This window comes from Arthrobacter sp. 05N425 (assembly GCF_056397125.1).
The window spans coordinates 83,892-103,179 of the sequence record NZ_JBFTMU010000006.1 but is presented as its reverse complement, the minus strand read 5'-3'; the positions used below and the strand labels follow the sequence as shown (position 1 = coordinate 103,179).

15 protein-coding genes are annotated in these 19,288 nt (G+C 69.2%); 9 read left to right on the top strand and 6 right to left on the bottom strand.

Annotation, left to right across the window (positions count from 1 at the left end):
- Nucleotides 1-29 precede the first annotated feature (29 nt).
- From AC1DGE_RS10530 to AC1DGE_RS10515, 4 genes are all read left to right on the top strand, one after another.
- Nucleotides 30-968: a proteasome assembly chaperone family protein gene (locus AC1DGE_RS10530; protein ID WP_441418849.1), complete on the top strand. Its 939-nt coding sequence runs from the start codon at nucleotides 30-32 to the stop codon at nucleotides 966-968.
- 34 nt (nucleotides 969-1,002) lie between these two features.
- The gene (locus AC1DGE_RS10525; RefSeq protein WP_476892736.1) at nucleotides 1,003-2,334 is read left to right on the top strand and encodes an MFS transporter; all 1,332 of its coding nucleotides are present in this window, start codon (nucleotides 1,003-1,005) and stop codon (nucleotides 2,332-2,334) included.
- A gap of 66 nt (nucleotides 2,335-2,400) precedes the next feature.
- A complete protein-coding gene (locus tag AC1DGE_RS10520; protein ID WP_476917428.1) occupies nucleotides 2,401-3,792 on the top strand; it encodes a DUF4192 family protein in 1,392 nt (463 codons plus the stop codon).
- A 275-nt stretch (nucleotides 3,793-4,067) separates the two neighbouring features.
- A complete protein-coding gene (locus AC1DGE_RS10515; RefSeq protein WP_441418846.1) occupies nucleotides 4,068-5,402 on the top strand; it encodes an RNA polymerase sigma factor in 1,335 nt (444 codons plus the stop codon).
- Nucleotides 5,403-5,606: 204 nt separating this feature from the next.
- Here AC1DGE_RS10515 and AC1DGE_RS10510 read toward each other — a convergent pair whose 3' ends face one another.
- Nucleotides 5,607-5,828 carry a DUF7455 domain-containing protein gene (locus tag AC1DGE_RS10510; protein ID WP_441418845.1) on the bottom strand — a complete coding sequence of 74 codons (222 nt, stop codon included), beginning with the start codon at nucleotides 5,826-5,828 and terminating at the stop codon, nucleotides 5,607-5,609.
- A gap of 226 nt (nucleotides 5,829-6,054) precedes the next feature.
- Between AC1DGE_RS10510 and AC1DGE_RS10505 the strand changes: the two genes are divergently transcribed.
- The gene (locus AC1DGE_RS10505) at nucleotides 6,055-8,163 is read left to right on the top strand and encodes a DNA gyrase/topoisomerase IV subunit B (RefSeq protein ID WP_476917427.1); all 2,109 of its coding nucleotides are present in this window, start codon (nucleotides 6,055-6,057) and stop codon (nucleotides 8,161-8,163) included.
- Between the two features lie 55 nt (nucleotides 8,164-8,218).
- Here AC1DGE_RS10505 and AC1DGE_RS10500 read toward each other — a convergent pair whose 3' ends face one another.
- Nucleotides 8,219-9,223, bottom strand: a complete 1,005-nt coding sequence (locus AC1DGE_RS10500; protein ID WP_476917426.1) for a M56 family metallopeptidase — start codon at nucleotides 9,221-9,223, stop codon at nucleotides 8,219-8,221.
- Between the two features lie 5 nt (nucleotides 9,224-9,228).
- Nucleotides 9,229-9,615 (bottom strand): BlaI/MecI/CopY family transcriptional regulator, encoded by a 387-nt coding sequence (locus AC1DGE_RS10495; RefSeq protein ID WP_441418842.1) that lies wholly within the window; start codon nucleotides 9,613-9,615, stop codon nucleotides 9,229-9,231.
- A 333-nt stretch (nucleotides 9,616-9,948) separates the two neighbouring features.
- On the opposite strand from AC1DGE_RS10495, the gene AC1DGE_RS10490 reads away from it, so the two are divergent.
- From AC1DGE_RS10490 to AC1DGE_RS10475, 4 genes are all read left to right on the top strand, one after another.
- A complete protein-coding gene (locus AC1DGE_RS10490; RefSeq protein ID WP_476917425.1) occupies nucleotides 9,949-11,547 on the top strand; it encodes a cytochrome ubiquinol oxidase subunit I in 1,599 nt (532 codons plus the stop codon).
- 33 nt (nucleotides 11,548-11,580) lie between these two features.
- Nucleotides 11,581-12,630 carry a cytochrome d ubiquinol oxidase subunit II gene (cydB, locus tag AC1DGE_RS10485; protein ID WP_441418840.1) on the top strand — a complete coding sequence of 350 codons (1,050 nt, stop codon included), beginning with the start codon at nucleotides 11,581-11,583 and terminating at the stop codon, nucleotides 12,628-12,630.
- Nucleotides 12,631-12,636: 6 nt separating this feature from the next.
- Entirely contained in the window at nucleotides 12,637-16,122 is a 3,486-nt protein-coding gene (cydD, locus tag AC1DGE_RS10480; RefSeq protein WP_476917424.1) for a thiol reductant ABC exporter subunit CydD, read from the top strand.
- Nucleotides 16,123-16,277: 155 nt separating this feature from the next.
- A complete protein-coding gene (locus AC1DGE_RS10475) occupies nucleotides 16,278-16,757 on the top strand; it encodes a universal stress protein (RefSeq protein ID WP_476909523.1) in 480 nt (159 codons plus the stop codon).
- Here the strand turns inward: AC1DGE_RS10475 and AC1DGE_RS10470 are convergent.
- From AC1DGE_RS10470 to AC1DGE_RS10460, 3 genes are all read right to left on the bottom strand, one after another.
- Entirely contained in the window at nucleotides 16,752-17,549 is a 798-nt protein-coding gene (locus tag AC1DGE_RS10470) for a cation:proton antiporter domain-containing protein (RefSeq protein ID WP_476917453.1), read from the bottom strand. The genes AC1DGE_RS10475 and AC1DGE_RS10470 overlap by 6 nt on opposite strands.
- The gene (locus AC1DGE_RS10465; protein WP_476909524.1) at nucleotides 17,539-17,907 is read right to left on the bottom strand and encodes a cation:proton antiporter domain-containing protein; all 369 of its coding nucleotides are present in this window, start codon (nucleotides 17,905-17,907) and stop codon (nucleotides 17,539-17,541) included. The genes AC1DGE_RS10470 and AC1DGE_RS10465 overlap by 11 nt, the downstream gene beginning before the upstream one ends.
- A 142-nt stretch (nucleotides 17,908-18,049) precedes the next feature.
- Nucleotides 18,050-19,240, bottom strand: coding sequence for an FAD-dependent monooxygenase (locus tag AC1DGE_RS10460; RefSeq protein WP_476909525.1), 1,191 nt, complete (start codon nucleotides 19,238-19,240; stop codon nucleotides 18,050-18,052).
- Nucleotides 19,241-19,288 lie beyond the last annotated feature (48 nt).

The following is a 19,288-nucleotide window of genomic DNA, read 5'->3' as shown; positions in this document are numbered from 1 at the left end:
CCCACCTGCTACTGCGAAAGGAACATGTCGTGATGGAACGGATTTCCGGCTCCTTGCTGGACCCTGAAACGCTCTACGTCCGTGATGACGCGCTGTTCCGCAGCCCCGAACTGCACGGGCTGAACCTGCTTATGGGCTTCACCGGTTTCGCCGACGCCGGGCACGTGGTGAGCCAGATCACCACGGAACTGCTCGACACCCTCGACTCCGAACTCGTCGCCGAGTTCGACGCCGACCAGCTGATCGACTACCGCTCCCGGCGCCCGCAGGTGAGCTTCGTCGAGGACCACCTGCAGGACTACCAGGCGCCGCGCCTGGCCCTGTACCGGCTGATCGACGGGCTGGGGAACCCCTTCCTGCTGCTGGCCGGGTTCGAGCCGGACCTGCAGTGGGAACGGTTCGCCCGCGCCGTCGTGGGGATCGTGGAGGAACTGGACGTCAACCTGGCGGCCTGGATCCACTCCATCCCGATGCCGGTGCCGCACACCCGGCCGGTCGGTGTCACCGTGCACGGCAACCGGCCGGAGCTGATCGAGGGGATCTCGGTCTGGAAGCCCACCGTCGAGGTTCCCGCCGCCGTCGGCCACATCCTTGAACTGCGCCTCGTCGAGGCAGGCCGGAACATCGCCGGCTACGTGATCCATGTCCCGCACTATCTGGCCGAGGCCGAATACCCGACGGCCGCCGTCGCGGGACTGGAGTACCTGGGTGCGGCCACCTCGCTGATGCTTCCCACGGACCGCCTCCGCGAGGCGGGCCGGGAAGTCGGCCGGCAGATTGCCGAACAAATCAATGCCTCCGAAGAAGTCCAGCAGGTCGTCTCCCGGCTGGAGACACGGTACGACGAGAAGGCGGAGGGAACCGTGCGCCGGTCGCTGCTCGCCGACGAGAACGACCAGATCCCGAACGCCGACGCGCTGGGCGCCGCCGTCGAGGCCTACCTGGCCCGTAAAGAACCCGGCGAATAAATACTATTTATGACGTCCGGGGCATAATGGGGGAGTGACCTCCCCCCGCGCCTGGCTGATCTGGATTATCGGGATCTTCGCATACCTGGTGGCGGTCAGCCAGCGCACCTCCTTCGGTGTCGTCGGGCTGGAAGCCACGGCCCGGTTCCATGCCAGCGCCGCCGAAATCTCCTTCTTCACCGTGCTGCAGCTGCTGGTCTACGCGGGCCTGCAGATCCCGGTCGGCGTCCTGGTGGACCGCTTCGGGTCCCGGGCCATGATCGCCGGCGGCGCCCTGCTGATGGGCCTGGGCCAGCTCCAGCTCGCGTTCGCGGACAGCATCCCGGGCGGCGTCCTGGGCCGCGTGCTCGTGGGCGCGGGCGATGCCATGACCTTTATCTCCGTGATCCGGCTGATCCCGCTGTGGTTTGCCCCGTCCCGGGTGCCGCTGCTGACCCAGCTGACCGGCATGTCCGGCCAGCTCGGCCAGCTCTTTTCCGTGGTGCCGTTCGCGATGATCCTGCACTCGGCCGGCTGGACCCCGGCGTTCCTGACCCTGGCCGGCATGTCCGGGCTCGCCGTCGTGCTGACGGTGCTGCTGCTGCAGGACCTGCCGCCGGGACACCCCGCGCCGGAGCCGTCGCAGGGCCTGCGCGCCACCGGCGTTTCACTCTCCCGGGCGTGGAAGCAGCCGGGCACCCGGCTGGGGCTGTGGAGCCACTTCACCGTGCAGTTCAGCGGCACCGTTTTCGCAATGACCTGGGGCTACCCGTTCCTGATCTCGGCCCAGGGGCTGGAGGCCGGCACCGTGTCGGCGCTGATGGCCCTCTACGTGGCAGCCGCGATCGCCGCCGGGCCGCTGATGGGCAGCTTCGTGGCCCGCCACCCGCTGCGCCGGTCCACCATGGTGCTGCTGATCTCCGGCGCCACGGCCGCCGCCTGGGCCGCGGTGCTGCTCCAGCCTGGCCGTTCGCCGCTGTGGCTGCTGGCCGGCCTGGTGGTGGTCCTGGCGATCGGCGGGCCCGGTTCGATGATCGGTTTCGACTTTGCCCGGACCTTCAACCCGGCGCACCGGATCGGGACGGCCACCGGAATTGTCAATGTCGGCGGGTTCATCGCCGCTCTGCTGTCGATCTACCTGATCGGGGTGGCCCTGGACGCGCTGCACCTGGCCGGGGCCTCACCGGGTGGGCTGTACAGCCTCGGCGCCTTCCGGATCGCGCTGAGCGTGCAGTTCCTGCTGCTGGCGGTGGGCGCCGCAGCCATCCTCATCACCCGGCGGAAGGTGCGCCGTCAGATGGCCGCGCAGGGCGTCATCGTGCCGCCGCTGCTCAAGGCCCTGGCCCAGCAGCGCCGGCTCGTCGCGGAACGCCGCCGTACGCCCTGACGGACTTGTCCACATAAGGAAACTCCCCGGCTGACGCCCGCCGCGGGCGCGATCGAAGCTGGACTTATGACAGCTCCCGACCACCTGAAAATCACCGGCCCCGAGGACATCCTCGGGTTCATTCCGCATTCGCTGGGCTACTGGCCAGCCAACAGCCTCGTTGCCATGACCATGCAGGGAAAACGGCTTGGGGCGACGCTGCGAGTCGACCTCCCGGACGCTTCGCGCTGCCGCGGCCCCGGGCTGGCGGCCTTCGCCCGGACCGTCCGGGACTACCTGGAGTCCGACGACGCGGCCGACGGCACGCTGCTTGCCTTTTTCACCGGCGCGCCGGCGGACGCCGAGGCCGGCGATCCAGTCGACGATGCGACCGACGATGCGACCGACGATGCGACCGACGATGCGACCGACAGCGCTGCGGGGGAGCCCGGTGCGGATCCCGCTGTTGATCCCGCCCCGGATCTTGCCTTGGATCCCGCCGTGCTGGCCCGGCTGCTGCGCGAACTGGAGCGCACCCTCGGCAGAGCCGGGCTGCCGGTGCGCGACGCGTGGCTGGTCGGGGAGCGGTACTGGCGCAACGCCTTCTGCGCAGACCCCTCGTGCTGCGCCCCGCCCGGCCGGCCGATCGAGGAGATCCGGAACAGCCGACTCAATGCGGAGCTGGTCTTCCGCGGCAGCAGCGTCGGCGCGGCCCCGGGGAGGTCCGCGCCCGCCGCGCTGCCCGAGCTGGGCGAACCGGCCGTGCTGGAAGCCGAGGAGGGCTGGGCGCGGGAGTTCTCGGGCCGGTGGCGGGACCGGGCGCAGTTCGGTGCAGTGCTGGACGTGTGGCAGCGCGTGTTCGACGCCGGCGGCCGCCAGTCAGCAAGGGCGGCCAAGGCCCGCGAGGCCGCCCTGCCGGCCGGGCTCGCCGGCTACCTGCGCGCCTCGCTGCGCGTCGCGGCGTGGCGCGACGCGGTCCTCGTCATGGCCGCCGCCGGGCGCCACGCCGCCGAGGCCGGTGCCGAGGAGTTCGGCATGTTCGACGGCGGCCCGGGCAACCCGGCCGCGCTGCCCGGGCTCGACGGCCTCCCGGTTGCGGAGAGTGCCGGGAATCCAGAGGAAGCCGGTCCGGCCGGGGCAGCAGCCGCCGAGACCCCGGGCTACGGGGACGTCCTCCTTGGCCTCGCGCCGCCGGCGCCCGACTGGGGCCGGCTGGCCGAATTCGACCGGGTCCTCCGTCAGCTCGGCAACTGCGGCGGCGGCGAAGCGCGGGCTGCGGCCCTTACAGCGCGGGGCTGGATCGAATGGTGCCGGGGCCGGGGATCGTTCGCCGATGCGCTCTTCACCGCGGCCGGAGCGGAGCAGCCGGGCTACCGGCTGGCGGAGCTGCTGGCCGAGCTGGGCCGCCGCGGCACGCTGTGCGGCTGGGCCCGCCGGCGGGAGGCGGCCTGGCAGAAGTTCGATCCGGATGCGGCCTGAGCCTCGGCGCCCGGGCCGCAACATTGTGTCGACGCGTGCGCTCCGAGGTCCCGTTCCGGAAAATCGTGAGACAATGGTTGGCGAGACCCGGTTGGGTCCGTGTATCGAGTGCGTGTAGCGTACCTTGGAAACAGGGAACATTACGGTCGCCCCGGCAGTTCTACTAAGTGGCTCTGCTGGACGTGATTGCGCCTGATGTGAAACACGGACTTGACAGGGTCATAGTGGTGTTGCCCGTATGGTGATTCCACAGACCGCCGCTAGAAAGGTTTTCTGTGACCCCGTCTTCCGCGAAGAAGGAACCCGCCGACCAGGCCGTATTGTCCCCCGAGGAGAAGAAGGCGGCGGCAAACGCAAAGCGTGCCGCCACGCGTGCAGCCAACAAGGCCGCAAAAGACGCCGCCTCCGCAGCGGGTGATGACACCGCCTCGGCTGTCGCCAAGCCTGAGCCCAAGAAGCGCGGGCCCAAGCCCGGCGCCAAAGCCGCGGCCGAAGCCGCCAGTAAGTCCCGGGACGAGGACTCCGACGACGTCGAGGTCGAAGAGGACCTGGATGAAGTGACCCCGGATGCCGTCGAGCTCGGTGAAGACGGCGAAGAGGTAGCCGGCAAGGCAGCGGTAGCCGCCACCGGCTCAGGCTTCGTCTACTCCGACGCCGACGACGATGACGCCCCCGTGCAGCAGGTCATGTCAGCGGGCGCCACCGCCGACCCCGTCAAGGACTACCTGAAGCAGATCGGCAAGGTTGCCCTGCTGAACGCCGAGCAGGAAGTCGACCTGGCCCTGCGGATCGAGGCCGGGCTGTTCGCCGAGGAGAAGATCGCGGCGGACGACGGCTCCATGGACCCCAAGCTCAAGCGCGAGCTCGAGTACGTGATCCACGACGGCAAGCGCGCCAAGAACCACCTGTTGGAGGCCAACCTCCGCCTCGTGGTCTCGCTGGCTAAGCGCTACACCGGCCGCGGCATGCTGTTCCTGGACCTGATCCAGGAAGGAAACCTGGGCCTGATCCGTGCGGTCGAGAAGTTCGACTACACCAAGGGCTTCAAGTTCTCCACCTACGCCACCTGGTGGATCCGTCAGGCGATCACCCGCGCCATGGCCGACCAGGCCCGCACCATCCGTATTCCGGTGCACATGGTGGAAGTCATCAACAAGCTGGCCCGCGTCCAGCGCCAGATGCTGCAGGACCTCGGCCGCGAACCCACCCCGGAAGAGCTGGCCCTCGAGCTGGACATGACCCCCGAAAAGGTCGTCGAAGTCCAGAAGTACGGCCGCGAACCGATCTCGCTGCACACCCCGCTTGGCGAGGACGGCGACTCCGAATTCGGCGACCTGATCGAGGACTCCGAAGCCGTGGTTCCGGCCGACGCCGTCAGCTTCACCCTGCTGCAGGAACAGCTGCACTCGGTTCTGGATACCCTCTCCGAGCGTGAGGCCGGGGTCGTGGCGATGCGCTTCGGGCTGACCGACGGACAGCCGAAGACTTTAGACGAAATCGGAAAGGTCTACGGCGTGACGCGCGAACGCATCCGCCAGATCGAATCGAAGACGATGTCCAAGCTGCGCCACCCCTCCCGCTCGCAGGTCCTGCGCGACTACCTGGACTAAGCGGCTCGGAGTAAACGCCGGTTCCGGCAACGCGGGGCCACGTCCCGCCTGTGATCTACGGATCACGGGCGGGAGGTGGCTCCGCGTTTCCTGCTTAAACAGCGGCTTGGGCCGTTGTCCCAGTCCAGGAAGTTAAAGCAGAAGGACCCCTCCGCTTGGGAGGGGTCCTTCGGGTGGATCCCAATCGGGATCACTGTGGGACGTCTAGTCGACCGGAACCGGTGCCTTCTCGTGGAGGCGGCCCGTCTCGTCGTGCCAGTCGGAGCTGAGCGGACGAAGGTTCGCTTCCACGGCACGGGCGTGGTGACCGCAGAAGAGCAGTTCACCGCCGGAGGCGCCGAGAACAACCCGGACGTATGCCTGAGCTCCGCAACGGTCACACCGGTCAACGGTGGTGAGTGTGCGGTCCGCTACTGCTGTTGTCATGTTCGGCCTCCTTGGTAGATCGATACATCTATATAACCAGCATTCGCTGCCGTTCCATGGCAAGGATGGGGCACTTTCGCTGTCCGCGTATCACGGCTCAGTAACAGCGGCAGGATCATGACGGCCGTGTTGTCTCTTCGGGGAGTGGCAACCCTGAGTCCGGCGTCGGGCCGACTAACCTAGGAAGAGCGTCTCTGCGTTCCATCCCTGAAGGAGTTTCCGACCCGTGGCACCAAGTTCTGACTACACCGCCCGGCATCTGTCCGTGCTGGAAGGCCTCGAGGCCGTCCGCAAGCGCCCGGGTATGTACATCGGCTCCACGGACTCCCGCGGTCTCATGCACTGCCTCTGGGAGATCATCGACAACTCCGTCGACGAAGCCCTCGCCGGCTTCGGCCACGACATCAAGATCATCCTGCACGCCGACAACTCGGTGGAGATCCATGACGACGGCCGCGGCATCCCGATCGACGTCGAGCCCAAGACCGGGCTCACCGGCGTCGAGGTGGTCTTCACCAAGCTGCACGCCGGTGGCAAGTTCGGCGGCGGTTCCTACACGGCCTCAGGCGGCCTGCACGGCGTCGGCGCCTCGGTCGTGAACGCCCTGTCCTCCCGCCTGGACGTCGAAGTGGACCGCGGCGGCAAGACCTACAAGATGTCCTTCCGCCGCGGCGAGCCGGGCCGGTTCAAGGACCCGGGCACCAAGCCGGATCCGGCCGCCGTGTTCGAGCCCTTCGTCGATGGCTCCGTGCTCGACGTCGTTGGCAAGGCCAAACGCGGTGTCACCGGCACCCGGATCCGCTACTGGGCCGACCGCCAGATCTTCACCCCGGACGCGAAGTTCTCCTACGACGAGCTCGCCGCCCGCGCCCGGCAAACGTCCTTCCTGGTGCCCGGGCTGAAGCTCACCGTCCGGGACGAACGCAAGGTCGCCGGCACCCCCGGGGAGTTCGGTCCGCACGAGGAGATCTTCCACCACGACGGCGGCCTCTCCGAGTTCGTCGAGTTCCTCGCCGCCGATCCGGCCGTCACCGACGTCTGGCGCCTGCACGGCGCCGGCAAGTTCAAGGAAACAGTCCCCGTCTTGGACGAGCGCGGCCACAGCCAGCTCGCCGAAGTGGAGCGCGACTGTGAGGTTGACGTCGCCCTGCGCTGGGGCATCGGCTACGACAGCACCGTGCGCAGCTTCGTGAACATCATCTCCACCCCCAAGGGCGGAACGCACCAGTCCGGCTTCGAACAGGCCCTGCTCAAGACGTTCCGCAAGGCCGTGGAAAGCAATGCCCGCAAGCTCAAGGCCGGCAACGACAAGATCGAAAAGGACGACATCTTCGCCGGGCTCACGGCCGTGCTGACGGTCCGCCTCGCCGAGCCTCAGTTCGAGGGCCAGACCAAGGAGATCCTCGGCACCTCGGCGGTCCGCGCCATCGTGGCCAAGGTGGTGGAGCAGGAGATCAACGCCAAGCTCACCTCGTCCAACCGCAACGACAAGGCCCAGTCAGCGCTGCTGCTGGAAAAGGTCGTCAGCGAGATGAAGTCGCGCATCTCGGCCCGCGTCCACAAGGAGACGCAGCGGCGCAAGAACGCGCTGGAGACCTCCTCGATGCCCACCAAGCTGGCGGACTGCCGGACGGACGACGTCGGACGCTCCGAACTGTTCATCGTCGAAGGTGACTCCGCCCTTGGCACCGCCAAGTTGGCGCGTTCGTCGGACTTCCAGGCGCTGCTGCCGATCCGCGGCAAGATCCTGAACGTGCAGAAGGCCTCGGTGGGGGACATGCTCTCCAACGCCGAATGCGCCGCCCTGATCCAGGTCGTCGGCGCCGGTTCCGGCCGCAGCTTCGATATCGGCGCCGCGCGTTACGGCAAGGTCATCCTGATGACCGATGCCGACGTCGACGGCGCCCACATCCGGACCCTGCTGCTGACGCTGTTCTTCCGCTACATGCGCCCGATGATCGATGAAGGCCGCGTCTTCGCCGCCGTCCCGCCGCTGCACCGGGTGGAAGTCATCAACGCCGGCCAGAAGGCCAACGAGATGATCTACACGTACTCGGAGGCGGAGCTGCACGTGCTGCTCGCCCGCCTGGCCAAGGAAGGCAAGCGCTACAAGGAACCGATCCAGCGCTACAAGGGCCTGGGCGAAATGGACGCCGAGCAGCTCGCGGAGACCACGATGGACCCGCGGCACCGCACCCTGCGCAAGGTCGGGATCGAAAACGCGAAGCAGGCCGAGGAGACCTTCGACCTGCTGATGGGCTCCGACGTGGCGCCGCGCAAGGACTTCATCATCGCCGGGGCGGCGAGCCTGGACCGCGAACGCATCGACGCCTGAGCGGGCGCAACCCGTCCCGCGCGCCGGGCAACCCCGCGCCGCCAGAGAATCCGGTTCAGCCGAGCAGGCCCGGCACGATCAGCAGCGCCGTGGGCACCGCCAGCAGCAGCAGGCAGGCGCCCAGCACGGCGTAGCGAAGGACCTCCGGCAGCGGCGGCTGCGGGGAGAGCAGCCGGCTGACCCGCGAGGCCGTGGTCACCGCCGAACCGGCACCTCCGGTGGCTCCGGGCTGGCCGGCGTCGGCCTCGGTGCCGGCGTCGCCGAACGCCATCCGGGCCGCCGGCGCCGCCGTGGCGTTGCCAGGGCCGGCGGAACCGCTCGCCACGATCGCGATCGCCTTGATCAGGGTGGCCTTGCTTTCGGTCTTCAGGGCAACGTCGTCGGCGAGCATCTCGATCAGCGAGTTGACGGCCTCCTGCGCGAGCCGGGTGGTCGGCAACCAGGGCAGCGCCTGCCGCCAGGCCGCGAACGCCCACAGCAGCAGATGGTGTCGTTGGCTCAGGTGGGCGTTCTCGTGGATCAGGACCGCACGCAATTCGTCCGGCTCCAGTGCCGCCATCAGTCCATCGGAGAGCACCGTGACGGAGCGGGCGCCGCCCGGCAGGCAGTAGGCCACGGGGGAGTCATGGCTGATCACCATGGTCCGGGCGCCGTCCGTCGAGGGGGAAGCGAGCAGCGCGAGCAGCTCGCGGTGCCGCCGCCGCTGGCGCTGGATCTTGTAATAGGTGAGCAGCAGGGTGAAGACCAGATGGGCGCTCAACAGGGCCGCGGCCGAGAGGGCGAAGATATGCCAGAAGCCCAGCGCCGTGGTCGGCTCGTTGCGCAGGACCATGCCGGCCAGCGAGCGGAGGCCGGCCAGCAGGTTGTCCCCGACCGGCTCCAGGCCGTAGACAAGCATGGCCCCGATCATCGACAGGCCGCCGGCGAGGGCGATTGCCTGCCAGATCAGCATGGCCGTAAAAGGGGAGCGGGCCGGCCATTGGGCACGCGAAAGCAGGATAGGTACCGGCCACGCCAGAACTATCGCCAGGACCGCCAGAAAGTATGAGGTCCAGAACACCGGTGTTAGCTGTGGTCCAGCAGTTTGCGCAGCGTTTCAGCTTCGGTCGCGGACACGGAACCAATGAAGCGGGCCAGCACGGCCTCCCGGTCGGGGGCGGAGCCGAGCACCTCATGCATCAGTTCCGCGGTGTGGTCCGCGCGGCTGGAGACGGCCTGGTAACGGTGCGGGCGGGTGCCGCGTTCCCGCTCCACCAGGCCCTTGCGCTCAAGCCGGGACAGGACGGTCAACACGGTGGTGACGGCCAGGTCCTTGCCCTCGTGACCGGCAGAGCCGCCCGCCGCCTGCGTGCTCTGCGCGAGCAGGTCCCGCAGGGTGTTCGCGGTCGCAGCCTCCTGGCCTGCCCAGAGCAGGTCCATCACTGCCCGTTCCAGTTCGCCGAGACTTGCCATTCCGTACGTCCTTCTTGAGTGCCGCCTTGGGCGGTGGTCCCGCCCGGGTGGTTTGCCGGATACTTCAGCTTTAAATTTACCGCGTTTTCCGCCCAGTTTCTACATGAGGTAGAACAGGGCCGCCGCGGCGTGTCGCCTGCGGCGCCGCGGCGTGTCGCCTGCGGCGCCGGGGCGGGGCGGCCCGGCGCCCGCTGCCCGCGCCGATCCATTGCGGGGCAGGGCACGCCGTGCCACGCTGGGGTGCGGGAGGGTGTGAACTTGTTCTACACTCTGTAGAAGTATCAGTTCTACACAACGTAGAAATCTCTCGGGAACCTAGCCAAAGGGACTGCCTTGGACGCCTTGGAAATCGCACGCTGGCAATTCGGCATCACCACCGTCTACCACTTCATGATGGTGCCGCTCACGATCGGCCTGGGGCTGGTAGTGGCGGTGATCCAGACCCTCTGGTACCGCACCGGCCGGCCCGAGTACCTCCGGATGACCAAGTTCTGGGGCAAACTCTTCCTGATTAACTTCATCATGGGCGTGGCCACCGGCATCGTGCAGGAGTTCCAGTTCGGCATGGCGTGGAGCGAGTACAGCCGCTTCGTCGGGGACGTCTTCGGGGCGCCGCTCGCCATGGAGGCGCTGCTGGCCTTCTTCGTGGAATCCACTTTCCTGGGCCTCTGGATCTTCGGCTGGAAGCAGCTCAAGCGCGGCGTCCACCTGGCCTGCCTCTGGATCGCCGTGATCGGCTCGGTCTTCTCCGCCTACTTCATCATTGTGGCCAACAGCTGGATGCAGCACCCGGTGGGCGTCGAGATGATTGACGGGCGTCCGGTAATGACCGACGCCTGGGCCGTCTTCACCAACAACACGGCGCTCGTGGCCGTGCCGCACACCCTTTTCGGCGCCCTCGCCGTCGCCGGGGCCTTCCTCCTCGGCATCGCGTGGTACCACCTGTGGCGCCGCCGCCACGACGGCATCGACACCGTGGGAGCCGACGGCAAGGTGATCCCCGGGGAGTCGGAGATCCCGGGCCGGGACCGCGCGGACCACGCCGTCTGGATCCGCTCGCTGCGGATCGGCGCCGTCGTCGCGATGATCTCCTTCGCGGGCACCGCCATCACGGGCGACCTGCAGGGCAAGCTCATGTTTGAGCAGCAGCCCATGAAGATGGCCGCTGCCGAGGCGGCCTGCCACGACGGCACCGGCTTCTCCATCCTGAGCGTCGGCAACGTCGGCTCCAAGAACTGCGACGACGTCGTCGCCGTGATCGAGGTCCCCGGCATCCTGTCCTTCCTGGCCAAGGGCGACTTCACCACCGAGGTGAAGGGCGTCAACAGCCTGCTGGAGCAGTACAAGGCCGACTACGGCACACACCTGCCGGACAACCCGATCTACGGTGACCGCGCCGGCCAGGAAATCCAGTACGTCCCGGTCATGGAAGTCACCTACTGGGGGTTCCGGATGATGATCGGCTTCGGCGGCGTCGCAGCCCTCGCAGCCCTCGTGGCACTCTGGATCACCCGCAAGGGCACCGTCCCGGCCTCCCGCGGCCTGATGCGGCTCGCCGTGTTCGGCATCCTGGCCCCCTTCGGCGCCAACGCCGCCGGCTGGATCTTCACCGAAATGGGCCGCCAGCCCTTCGTGGTTGCCCCCAACCCGGATCCCAGCGGGATCGACCAGGTCTTCATGTTCACCGCCGCGGCGGTGTCCCCGGGCGTCTCCGCCGGCGAGCTGCTGACCTCCCTGGTGGTGCTGACGGCCGTGTACGCGGTGCTGCTGGTGGTGGAGGTGAAGCTGCTGGTGAAGTACATCCGCGGCGGTGTGGTCTCCGCGATGCCCGAGCTGGCCCACGCCCCGGCGGACGAAAACGAGGACCAGACCCCGCCCGGCGGCACGCCCGGCAAACCCGGGGCCGACGACGTCCTGGCCTTCGCCTACTAACGCCCCCCGAACAAGAAGCAGAGGAAATTCAGCATGGAACTGCTACCCACCATCTGGTTCATTGCCATCGCGCTGCTGTGGACGGGCTATCTATTCCTGGAGGGCTTCGACCTCGGAGTCGGCATGCTCATGAAGGGCTTCGCCCGGAACAACACCGAACGCCGGGTGCTGCTCAACACCATCGGCCCGGTCTGGGACGGCAACGAGGTGTGGCTGCTCACCGCCGGCGGCGCCACCTTCGCGGCCTTTCCGCTCTGGTACGCCTCCCTCTTCTCCGCCCTTTACCTGCCGCTGCTGCTGGTCCTGGTAGCGCTGATCTTCCGCGCCGTGGCCTTCGAATACCGCGGCAAGGTGGACACCCCGCAGTGGCGTGCCCGCTGGGACTGGGCCATCGCGCTGGGCTCCCTGGTCGCCGCCTTCGGGGTCGGCGCGGCTCTGGCGCTGACCACCACGGGACTGCCGCTGAACGCCAACGGTGACCGCGAGGGCGGCCCGTTCGCCTGGTTCAGCGCTTACGCCGTGCTGGGCGGACTCGCCGTCGTCGGCTTCTCCCTGCTGCACGCGCTGGCGTTCCTGGCGTTGAAGACCGACGGCGACGTCCGGCACCGCGCACGGCAATGGTTCGTCCGGCTGCTGCCGGTGCTGCTCCTGCCGATCGCCGGCTGGGCGATCGTGCTGCAGTTCCAAAGCGGCAAGGCCTGGACCGTGGCCGCCGTCGTCGCCGCCGTCGTGGCGGCCGCCCTGGCCTGGAACTTCGCCCGTGGCGGCGCCGAAGGCAGGGCCTTCCTGTCGCTGGGCGTCTTCCTGCTGCTCGGCAGCGCCTCGATTTTCGGCGCTGCCTTCCCGGTGGTGCTGCCCTCGACCCTCAACCCGGACTTCAGCCTGACGGTCGCCAACGCCTCCTCCTCGGACTACACCCTGGGCCTGATGACCATCGTGGCCTGCATCGGGCTGCCGCTCGTCCTCGCCTACCAGGCCTGGACCTACTGGGTATTCCGGCGCCGGGTGAGCGCCGCCCACATCCCGGAAGCGCACAGTTTCCTGCCCGCGATTGCCGCCAAGGCCCTGGCGCCGAAGGACTAGCCGCCGATGAGACCGCAGTTCCCCGCGGGCCCCGCCACCCGCTCCGCGCTCTACCTGCTCGGGTTGCTGGCTGCCCTCAAAGCGCTGTCGCTGGTGCTGATGGGCCAGGCGGTCGCCGGCATGCTGGCCGGCCTGATGGCGCACAACCCCGCTTGGTCGGAACAGCTCGGCTGGGGAATGGCCGGGGTGGTGCTGCGCTCGCTCACCGTGTGGGCCCAGGCGGTGGCAGCCCGCCGCTCCGCGCTGGGCGTCAAGGAGGAACTGCGCTCACGGTTGCTGGAACGGGCCTTGAGCACCGGGACCCGCACCGCCGGTCCGGCCGACGGCGGACTCGCGATCCTGGCGACGCGGGGACTGGATGCCCTGGATAACTACTACACCCAGTTCCTGCCCGCCCTGGTGAACTGCGCCGCCATCCCGCTGCTGCTCGGGGCGCGGATCCTCTTCGCGGACTGGATCAGCGCCGTGGTGATCGTCCTGACCGTCCCGCTCGTGCCGCTGTTCATGATCCTGATCGGCCGCTACACCGAGGACCGGGTCCGGGAAGCGCAGTCGGCCCTGTCCCGGCTCTCCGGGCACATGCTGGAGCTCGCCAAGGGCCTGCCCGTGCTGGTGGGCCTGGGCCGCGCGGCCGCCCAGCGCAAGGCCCTCGAGGACATCTCGGAGGACTACCGCTCCAAGACCATGGGGACCCTGCGCACCGCCTTCCTCTCCGCCTTGGCGCTGGAGCTCATCGCCACGATCTCCGTGGCCGTGGTGGCCGTTTTCATCGGTGTCCGGCTGGTGCACGGGGACATGGCGCTCGAGGCCGGGCTGCTGGCCCTGATCCTGGCCCCCGACTGCTACCTTCCGCTGCGCGAACTCGGCACCGCCCACCACGCCAGCGACGAAGGACGCGCCGCGCTCGCCGACACCACGGAGGTCCTCGACGCCGTCCAGGCCGCACCGCTCGTCCCCGCCGCGGTCCGCCGGGACGGCGTCGCTCCCGTTCCGCCGGCCGTCACGGTCCGCGGGCTGACCGTGCGCTACGCCGGCCGCGCGGAGGCCGCCGTCGGACCGCTGAGCTTCACTGCCGCCCCCGGCGGGATCACGGCCCTGGACGGCCGCAGCGGCGCCGGAAAGAGCACCGTCCTGGGCGTCCTGGCCGGCACCATCGGCTCCGGCACCGGGACTGAGGTCACCGGACGGCTGGAGGGGTTCGCGACGGCGGACCTCGCCTGGGTGCCGCAGCACCCCGTGATGGTGGAACCCACAGTCCTTGCGGAGGTCCTGCTATACCTCGGTGCCGGCCCGGACCGGTCCCCGGCGCAGGCCAGCACCGAGGACATTGCCGAAGCCTGCCGCTGCCTCGCCGCCTGCGCCGCGGAACACCTCGCCGCGAAGCATCCCGCCGAGCTCAGCCCGGGGGAGTTGCGCCGGGTGGCCGTGGCCCGCGGGCTGGCCCGGATCGCGGCCGGCGCCACGGTGCTGCTGCTGGACGAGCCCACCGCGCACCTGGACCGGGCGTCCGCCGATGCGGTCAGCCGCACCATTTCCGGACTGCGCGGGAAGGCCACGGTGCTGCTGGTGGCCCATGACCGGCAGACCCGCGAACTCGCGGACCGGCTGGTGACCGTCGGGGGGCGTGCCGGAGGCGCCGTCGCCGCGGCCGTGGCGCCGCCCTTGGCCAGCCGAGACCGCGCCCCGGACGCGCAAGACCTCCCGCCGGCATTAGCCGACGCGGCCGCCTTCGACGCCGGCAATCCCGGCGACGCCGGCACTCCTGCCGAGGCCGCAACGTCGGCCGCCGGAGCTGCGCGCTTTGGAACTGCTGCCGCCCAGCTGCGCCGGCTGCTTGCGCCGGTGGCCGGGAAGTTTACCGCCGCCGGCGCGGTCGGGGTCCTGGCCGCCCTGTTCGCCGTCGCCCTGTCCGGGCTCTCCGGCTGGCTCATCATCCGCGCCAGCGAGCAGCCGCCCATCCTGTACCTGCTCACCGCAATCGTGGGGGTGCGCTTCTTCGGCGTCGGCCGAGCCGCCCTGCGGTACACCGAACGGCTGCTCCTGCACGACGCGATCTTCAGGGCGCTGACGCGGCTCCGCGGCCGGCTGTGGGAGTCTCTGAGCCGTCGGGCGCTGTCGCTGCGGCGACTTCTGCAGGGCGGCAACGTCCTGGGGGCCGTGGTGGACGACGTCGACACCGTCCGCGAGCTGCTGCCGCGCGTCGTGCTGCCGCCGCTGACCGCCGTGGCCGTGGGCGCGGCCGCGGTCACGGGCGTCGGGCTGCTGCTCCCGGCAGCGCTCCCGGCCGTGGTTGCCGCCGCCGTCGTCAGTCTCGCGGCCTCGCCGGCCCTGGCACTGCTCGCGGACCGGATGTCCGCCGGAACCGAGCAGCAGCTGCGGTCCGGGGTGCTGCGGCGGGTTGCCGCGGCGCTGGATGCCCGCGCCGAACTCCATGCCAACGGTGTGGGCGCCCCGGTCCTTGCCGATATCCACCGTGCCGACCGGGAGGCGACTGCCGCGTCGCAGCGTTCGGCCCTGGCCGAGGGACTCGGGCAGGCGCTGACGGTGCTGGCCTGCGGGGCCGCCGCGCTGGCCAGCGCGGTGCAGGCCGCCCCGCTTGCCCTCAGCGGCGCCGCCGAGCCGGCGACCGTCGCCGTCGTCGTGCTGCTGCAGCTGGCCCTCGTGGAACCGTATTCGGCGATCACGACGGCGGTGCGGCAGTATCCGGCGCTGCGATCGGTGCTGCGGCGCATCGGCGGCTCCGGTGTCCTGGCTGCGGAGACGCCCGAAGGATCCGGCGGACCAGTGCCGTTACCGGCGCGGCCCGGCGGACGTCCCGGCCTGGAACTCGATCGCCTGGCGGCGGCGTGGCCGGGCGGCACGGCGGTCTTCACCGGGCTGACCGCCAGCGCCGAACCGGGCCGCTGGCTCGCCGTGACCGGCGCCTCCGGTTCCGGAAAGTCCACCCTGCTGGCCGTCATGCTCGGCTTCCTCCCGGCCGCGGACGGCCAGCTCTTCCTGACCGGACGCGCGGCCTGGTGCCCGCAGGAAGCGCACCTCTTCGACTCGACCATCCGCGGCAACCTGATGCTGGGGCTGCCCGAGGGCGATCGTCCCACGGACGGAGCAACAGGCGCGGCCACCGGGCTCGACCTGCAACTTTCCGCTGCGCTGTCCGCCGTCGGCCTGGAACCGCTGCTGCAGCGGCTCGACCGGGGTCTGGACGCGCCCATCGGGCCCGGCGGGGCGTTCCTCAGCGGCGGGGAGCGCCAACGCCTGGCGGTGGCCCGCACACTGCTGACCGGAGCCGATGTGATCCTGCTCGACGAACCCACGGCCCACCTGGACGCGGAAGCCGGCCGCGAAATGCTGGCCGAGCTGCGCCGCGGGCTGGCCGGCCGCACGGTTGTCCTGGTGACGCACAACCCGGAGGACATCAGCCCGGAGGACAACCGGCTGGACCTGGACGTGGCCGGGCTCCGGCAGAGCACGCCGGTGCTGGCGCGGGGGTAGGGCAGCCACTCGGGGACCTTGCTAACCATCAAGGCATCGGGGATCTGAGTGAATCTGCAACATCCGCGCGGTCGCCATCACTGTAGGGCAACTGGCCCTGAATGGCGCAGGCGCTGAGGTCTAGGATGCCCGTAAGGCGAGGGAAGGAAAGTCCAATGACCAATAACAGTTCATTCGTCATCGTGGTGGGTTTTGACGGTTCCGAGCATTCCCAGTGGGCGCTGGACTGGGCCGTCGACGAGGCCCGCATGCGCGACGGACAGCTCAGGCTGGTGACGGCCTGGAGCAAGCCGCTGATGGCCTGGTTCCCGGCTGTGCTGGAAACGGCGGCGGGTGAAATTGCCACCGAGGAGTCTCCGGAACAAATCGCGGCGGCGGTCCAGGCCCAGGCGTTGAAGTCCGTCTCCGGGGAGGGGATTGCCTCTAGCGGGAAGGTTGTGCACAGCGATTCGCCGGCATCAGCGATACTCGACGCTGCCTCGGAAGCCGATCTCGTCGTCGTTGGGTCCCGGGGGCACGGCGGATTCGCGGGTTTGAGTCTCGGCTCCGTCTCTACCCAGATCGTTAACCATGCACCATGTCCCGTCTTGGTCGTCAATTCCGCCGCGGGCCCGGGCGCCCGGCACGGGTCATAGGGCCTCGTCGGCAGCAGCCGAAGCCCGCGGCCCGGCGCGCGGCACGTTCCCGAACTGCCTGGCCACCAGGACGTCGGTCGACGAGTGGGCCAGGATGGACAGCAATATGACCAGCGCCACGAGGTGAAAGAGCTCATCTGAGCCCTGCACCCCCGATTCAAGGACAAGAAGCCCGTAGACCACGGAGGCAAACCCCTTCGGGCCGAACCACATGGCCGCCAGTTGTTCCTTGGCTGACAACCCCGTGCCGAGGAAAGAGATGAGCAAAGCCAACGGGCGGGCTGCCACGATGGCGAGGACAGCGAAGACCCAGCCCGTCCAGGCGATCTCTCCAAAGAGGAATGTCGGCGTGATCAAGGCCCCGAAGACCAGTATGGCCGCCAGCTTGAGCAGCTCGGAGACCAGTTCGCCGAATTGTTCGAACTCTTCCCGGAAGCCAGGTCCCGCGGTAGCGACTGTGATGCCGGCAGAAAACGCGGCGAGGAAGAGGTTGGCGCCCGTGACCAGGCAGATCGAAAGTACGAGCAGGCCAATGGAAACCGCAACCAGGGGCTGCAGGCCCTTTGTCGCCTTCAGGAACGGCAGGCGTTCCAGCCAGATGACCAGCAGCGGCACGAACACGCCGACGAGCAGGCCCAGGACGATTTCTTCGGCAAGAACCGTGACTCCAAGGTCCGTTTCGCCGCCAACTGCCAGCAACACGAGAACCAGGGGGAGCGCCAGCCCGTCATTGAGTCCTGATTCCACATTCAGCAGGTGACGCAGGCGCCCGGGGACTTCCTTACGCCCCACAATGGCTGCCGCGAACACCGGATCGGTCGGTGCAAGTACGGCTCCGATCAAGAAGCAGCCAGGGGAGCCCGGCAATATAGCGGGCCAGGAGGGCCGTGACGATGAGTGTCAGCGGCAGCCCGAGCACGAGCGCCCGGCCGGGTAGCCGCCAGGCGCTTCGCAGGTCGGACCAGCCCACTTTCATGCCGTCCGTGAACAGGACGGAGAACAGCGCCAGCTGCGCCAACACGGCAACGACCTGATCACGGGGGTGTAGGGGAACGAGCCCGGTCACGCCTTGGCCGATGACAAATCCGCCGAGGAGAAACAGCACCGCCGTGGAGAGCACTGTCCGGCTGGCACGTTCGGAAATGAGCACACCCGCAAGCAGGAGCAGGCAAAAACGAGCGTCAGCATCGGGACCATCGCCATCACCCCATCGGTACGCGGGAGCCTGGCCGCAGTAGCGGAGCCGCGCAGGCCCAGTCTGGTCCCGTCCCTGGCGAGCGGTCAAGAACGGCTCACTTGGCGATCCGGCCCACGATCTGGCGGGCCACCAGCCGGTCGATACCGGGCAGATGGCTGGCTCGGATGATCCAGCGGCGCAGCAGGCGCTGGGTCCGGTTCGCGGGCAGGAACGAGGCGGCCGCACGCCTGCCAGCGGCCTGGCCCTCCTCGACTACCGGCCTCCAGCGTCGCTCGAAGCCGGCAAGGGCGGGGCTGATTCCCTCGGGTGCGGCCACAGGCCCCAGGACGTCCGCCAGCAACGCCGATCCGGCGATGGCGAGCGAACCGCCCTGGCCGGCCAGCAGCGACACCGCCCCGCAGGCATCTCCCACCAGGACGGTCCGCCCACGCGTCCAGCCCGGCATCACAATCTGTGCCACCACATCGTCGTACGGGTGTTCGGGGCAAAGTTCCAGCAGCCTCTCGACCGCTGTACCGAGTCCGACGAACTCACGGCGCAGCCGTTCCCTCGGCGCCTCGGATGGCAGCTGCCCCGCCGCCCCCGGGGCGTGCAGATAAACCAGGAATGCTGCCACCTCGTCCGAGCGAAGACTGTAGAGCCCGGCGAGCCGGCCGATGCTGTCGGTGAGGACGAACCGGTTCCGGAACCGGGCATTCAGGGCCGGGTCGGTCACGATGAAGGCGGCGGCGCGCATGCCTAGCGGGTGCAGGTACTCGTCTTCCGGCCCGAACATCAGGGCCCGGATGCTGGAGTGGATGCCGTCCGCCCCGATGAGGACGTCCGCGGTGAGGGTCTGCTCCGGCTGGCCCCCGACGACGACGCGCACGCCGCCGTCGTCGTCCTCCCACGCCCGGGAAACCGGCACCCCGTACCGCACCAGCACCCGGCCGGCGGGCACGTCGGCGAGCGCGGCGAGTGCAGCGCGCTCCATGTCGGGGCGCAGCAGGCTGAGGACTTTGCCGCCGGCAAGCCGGGCAAACTGGTCGAAGTCGAGGCTGGCCGCGGGGCGTCCCGCCACATCGACATACTCGGCCGCCTCGACGTGGTAGGCCACGGCGGCGAGGCGCGGGTAGAGGCCGATCCTCTCCGCGGCCTCCACGCCCGGACCGAAGAAGTCCATCATGTAGCCGTCGAGACGCGGAGCGGCCGATTTTTCGAGGATCTCGACGTGCCAGCCGGCCATACCCAGTTGGCGCGCCACGACGAGCCCCGCAATGCCAGCCCCTACAACCACAGCCTTCATGGCGCGCCTCCACCGCGGACCGGATCGGCCGGGCCCAGGAAGCGCCGT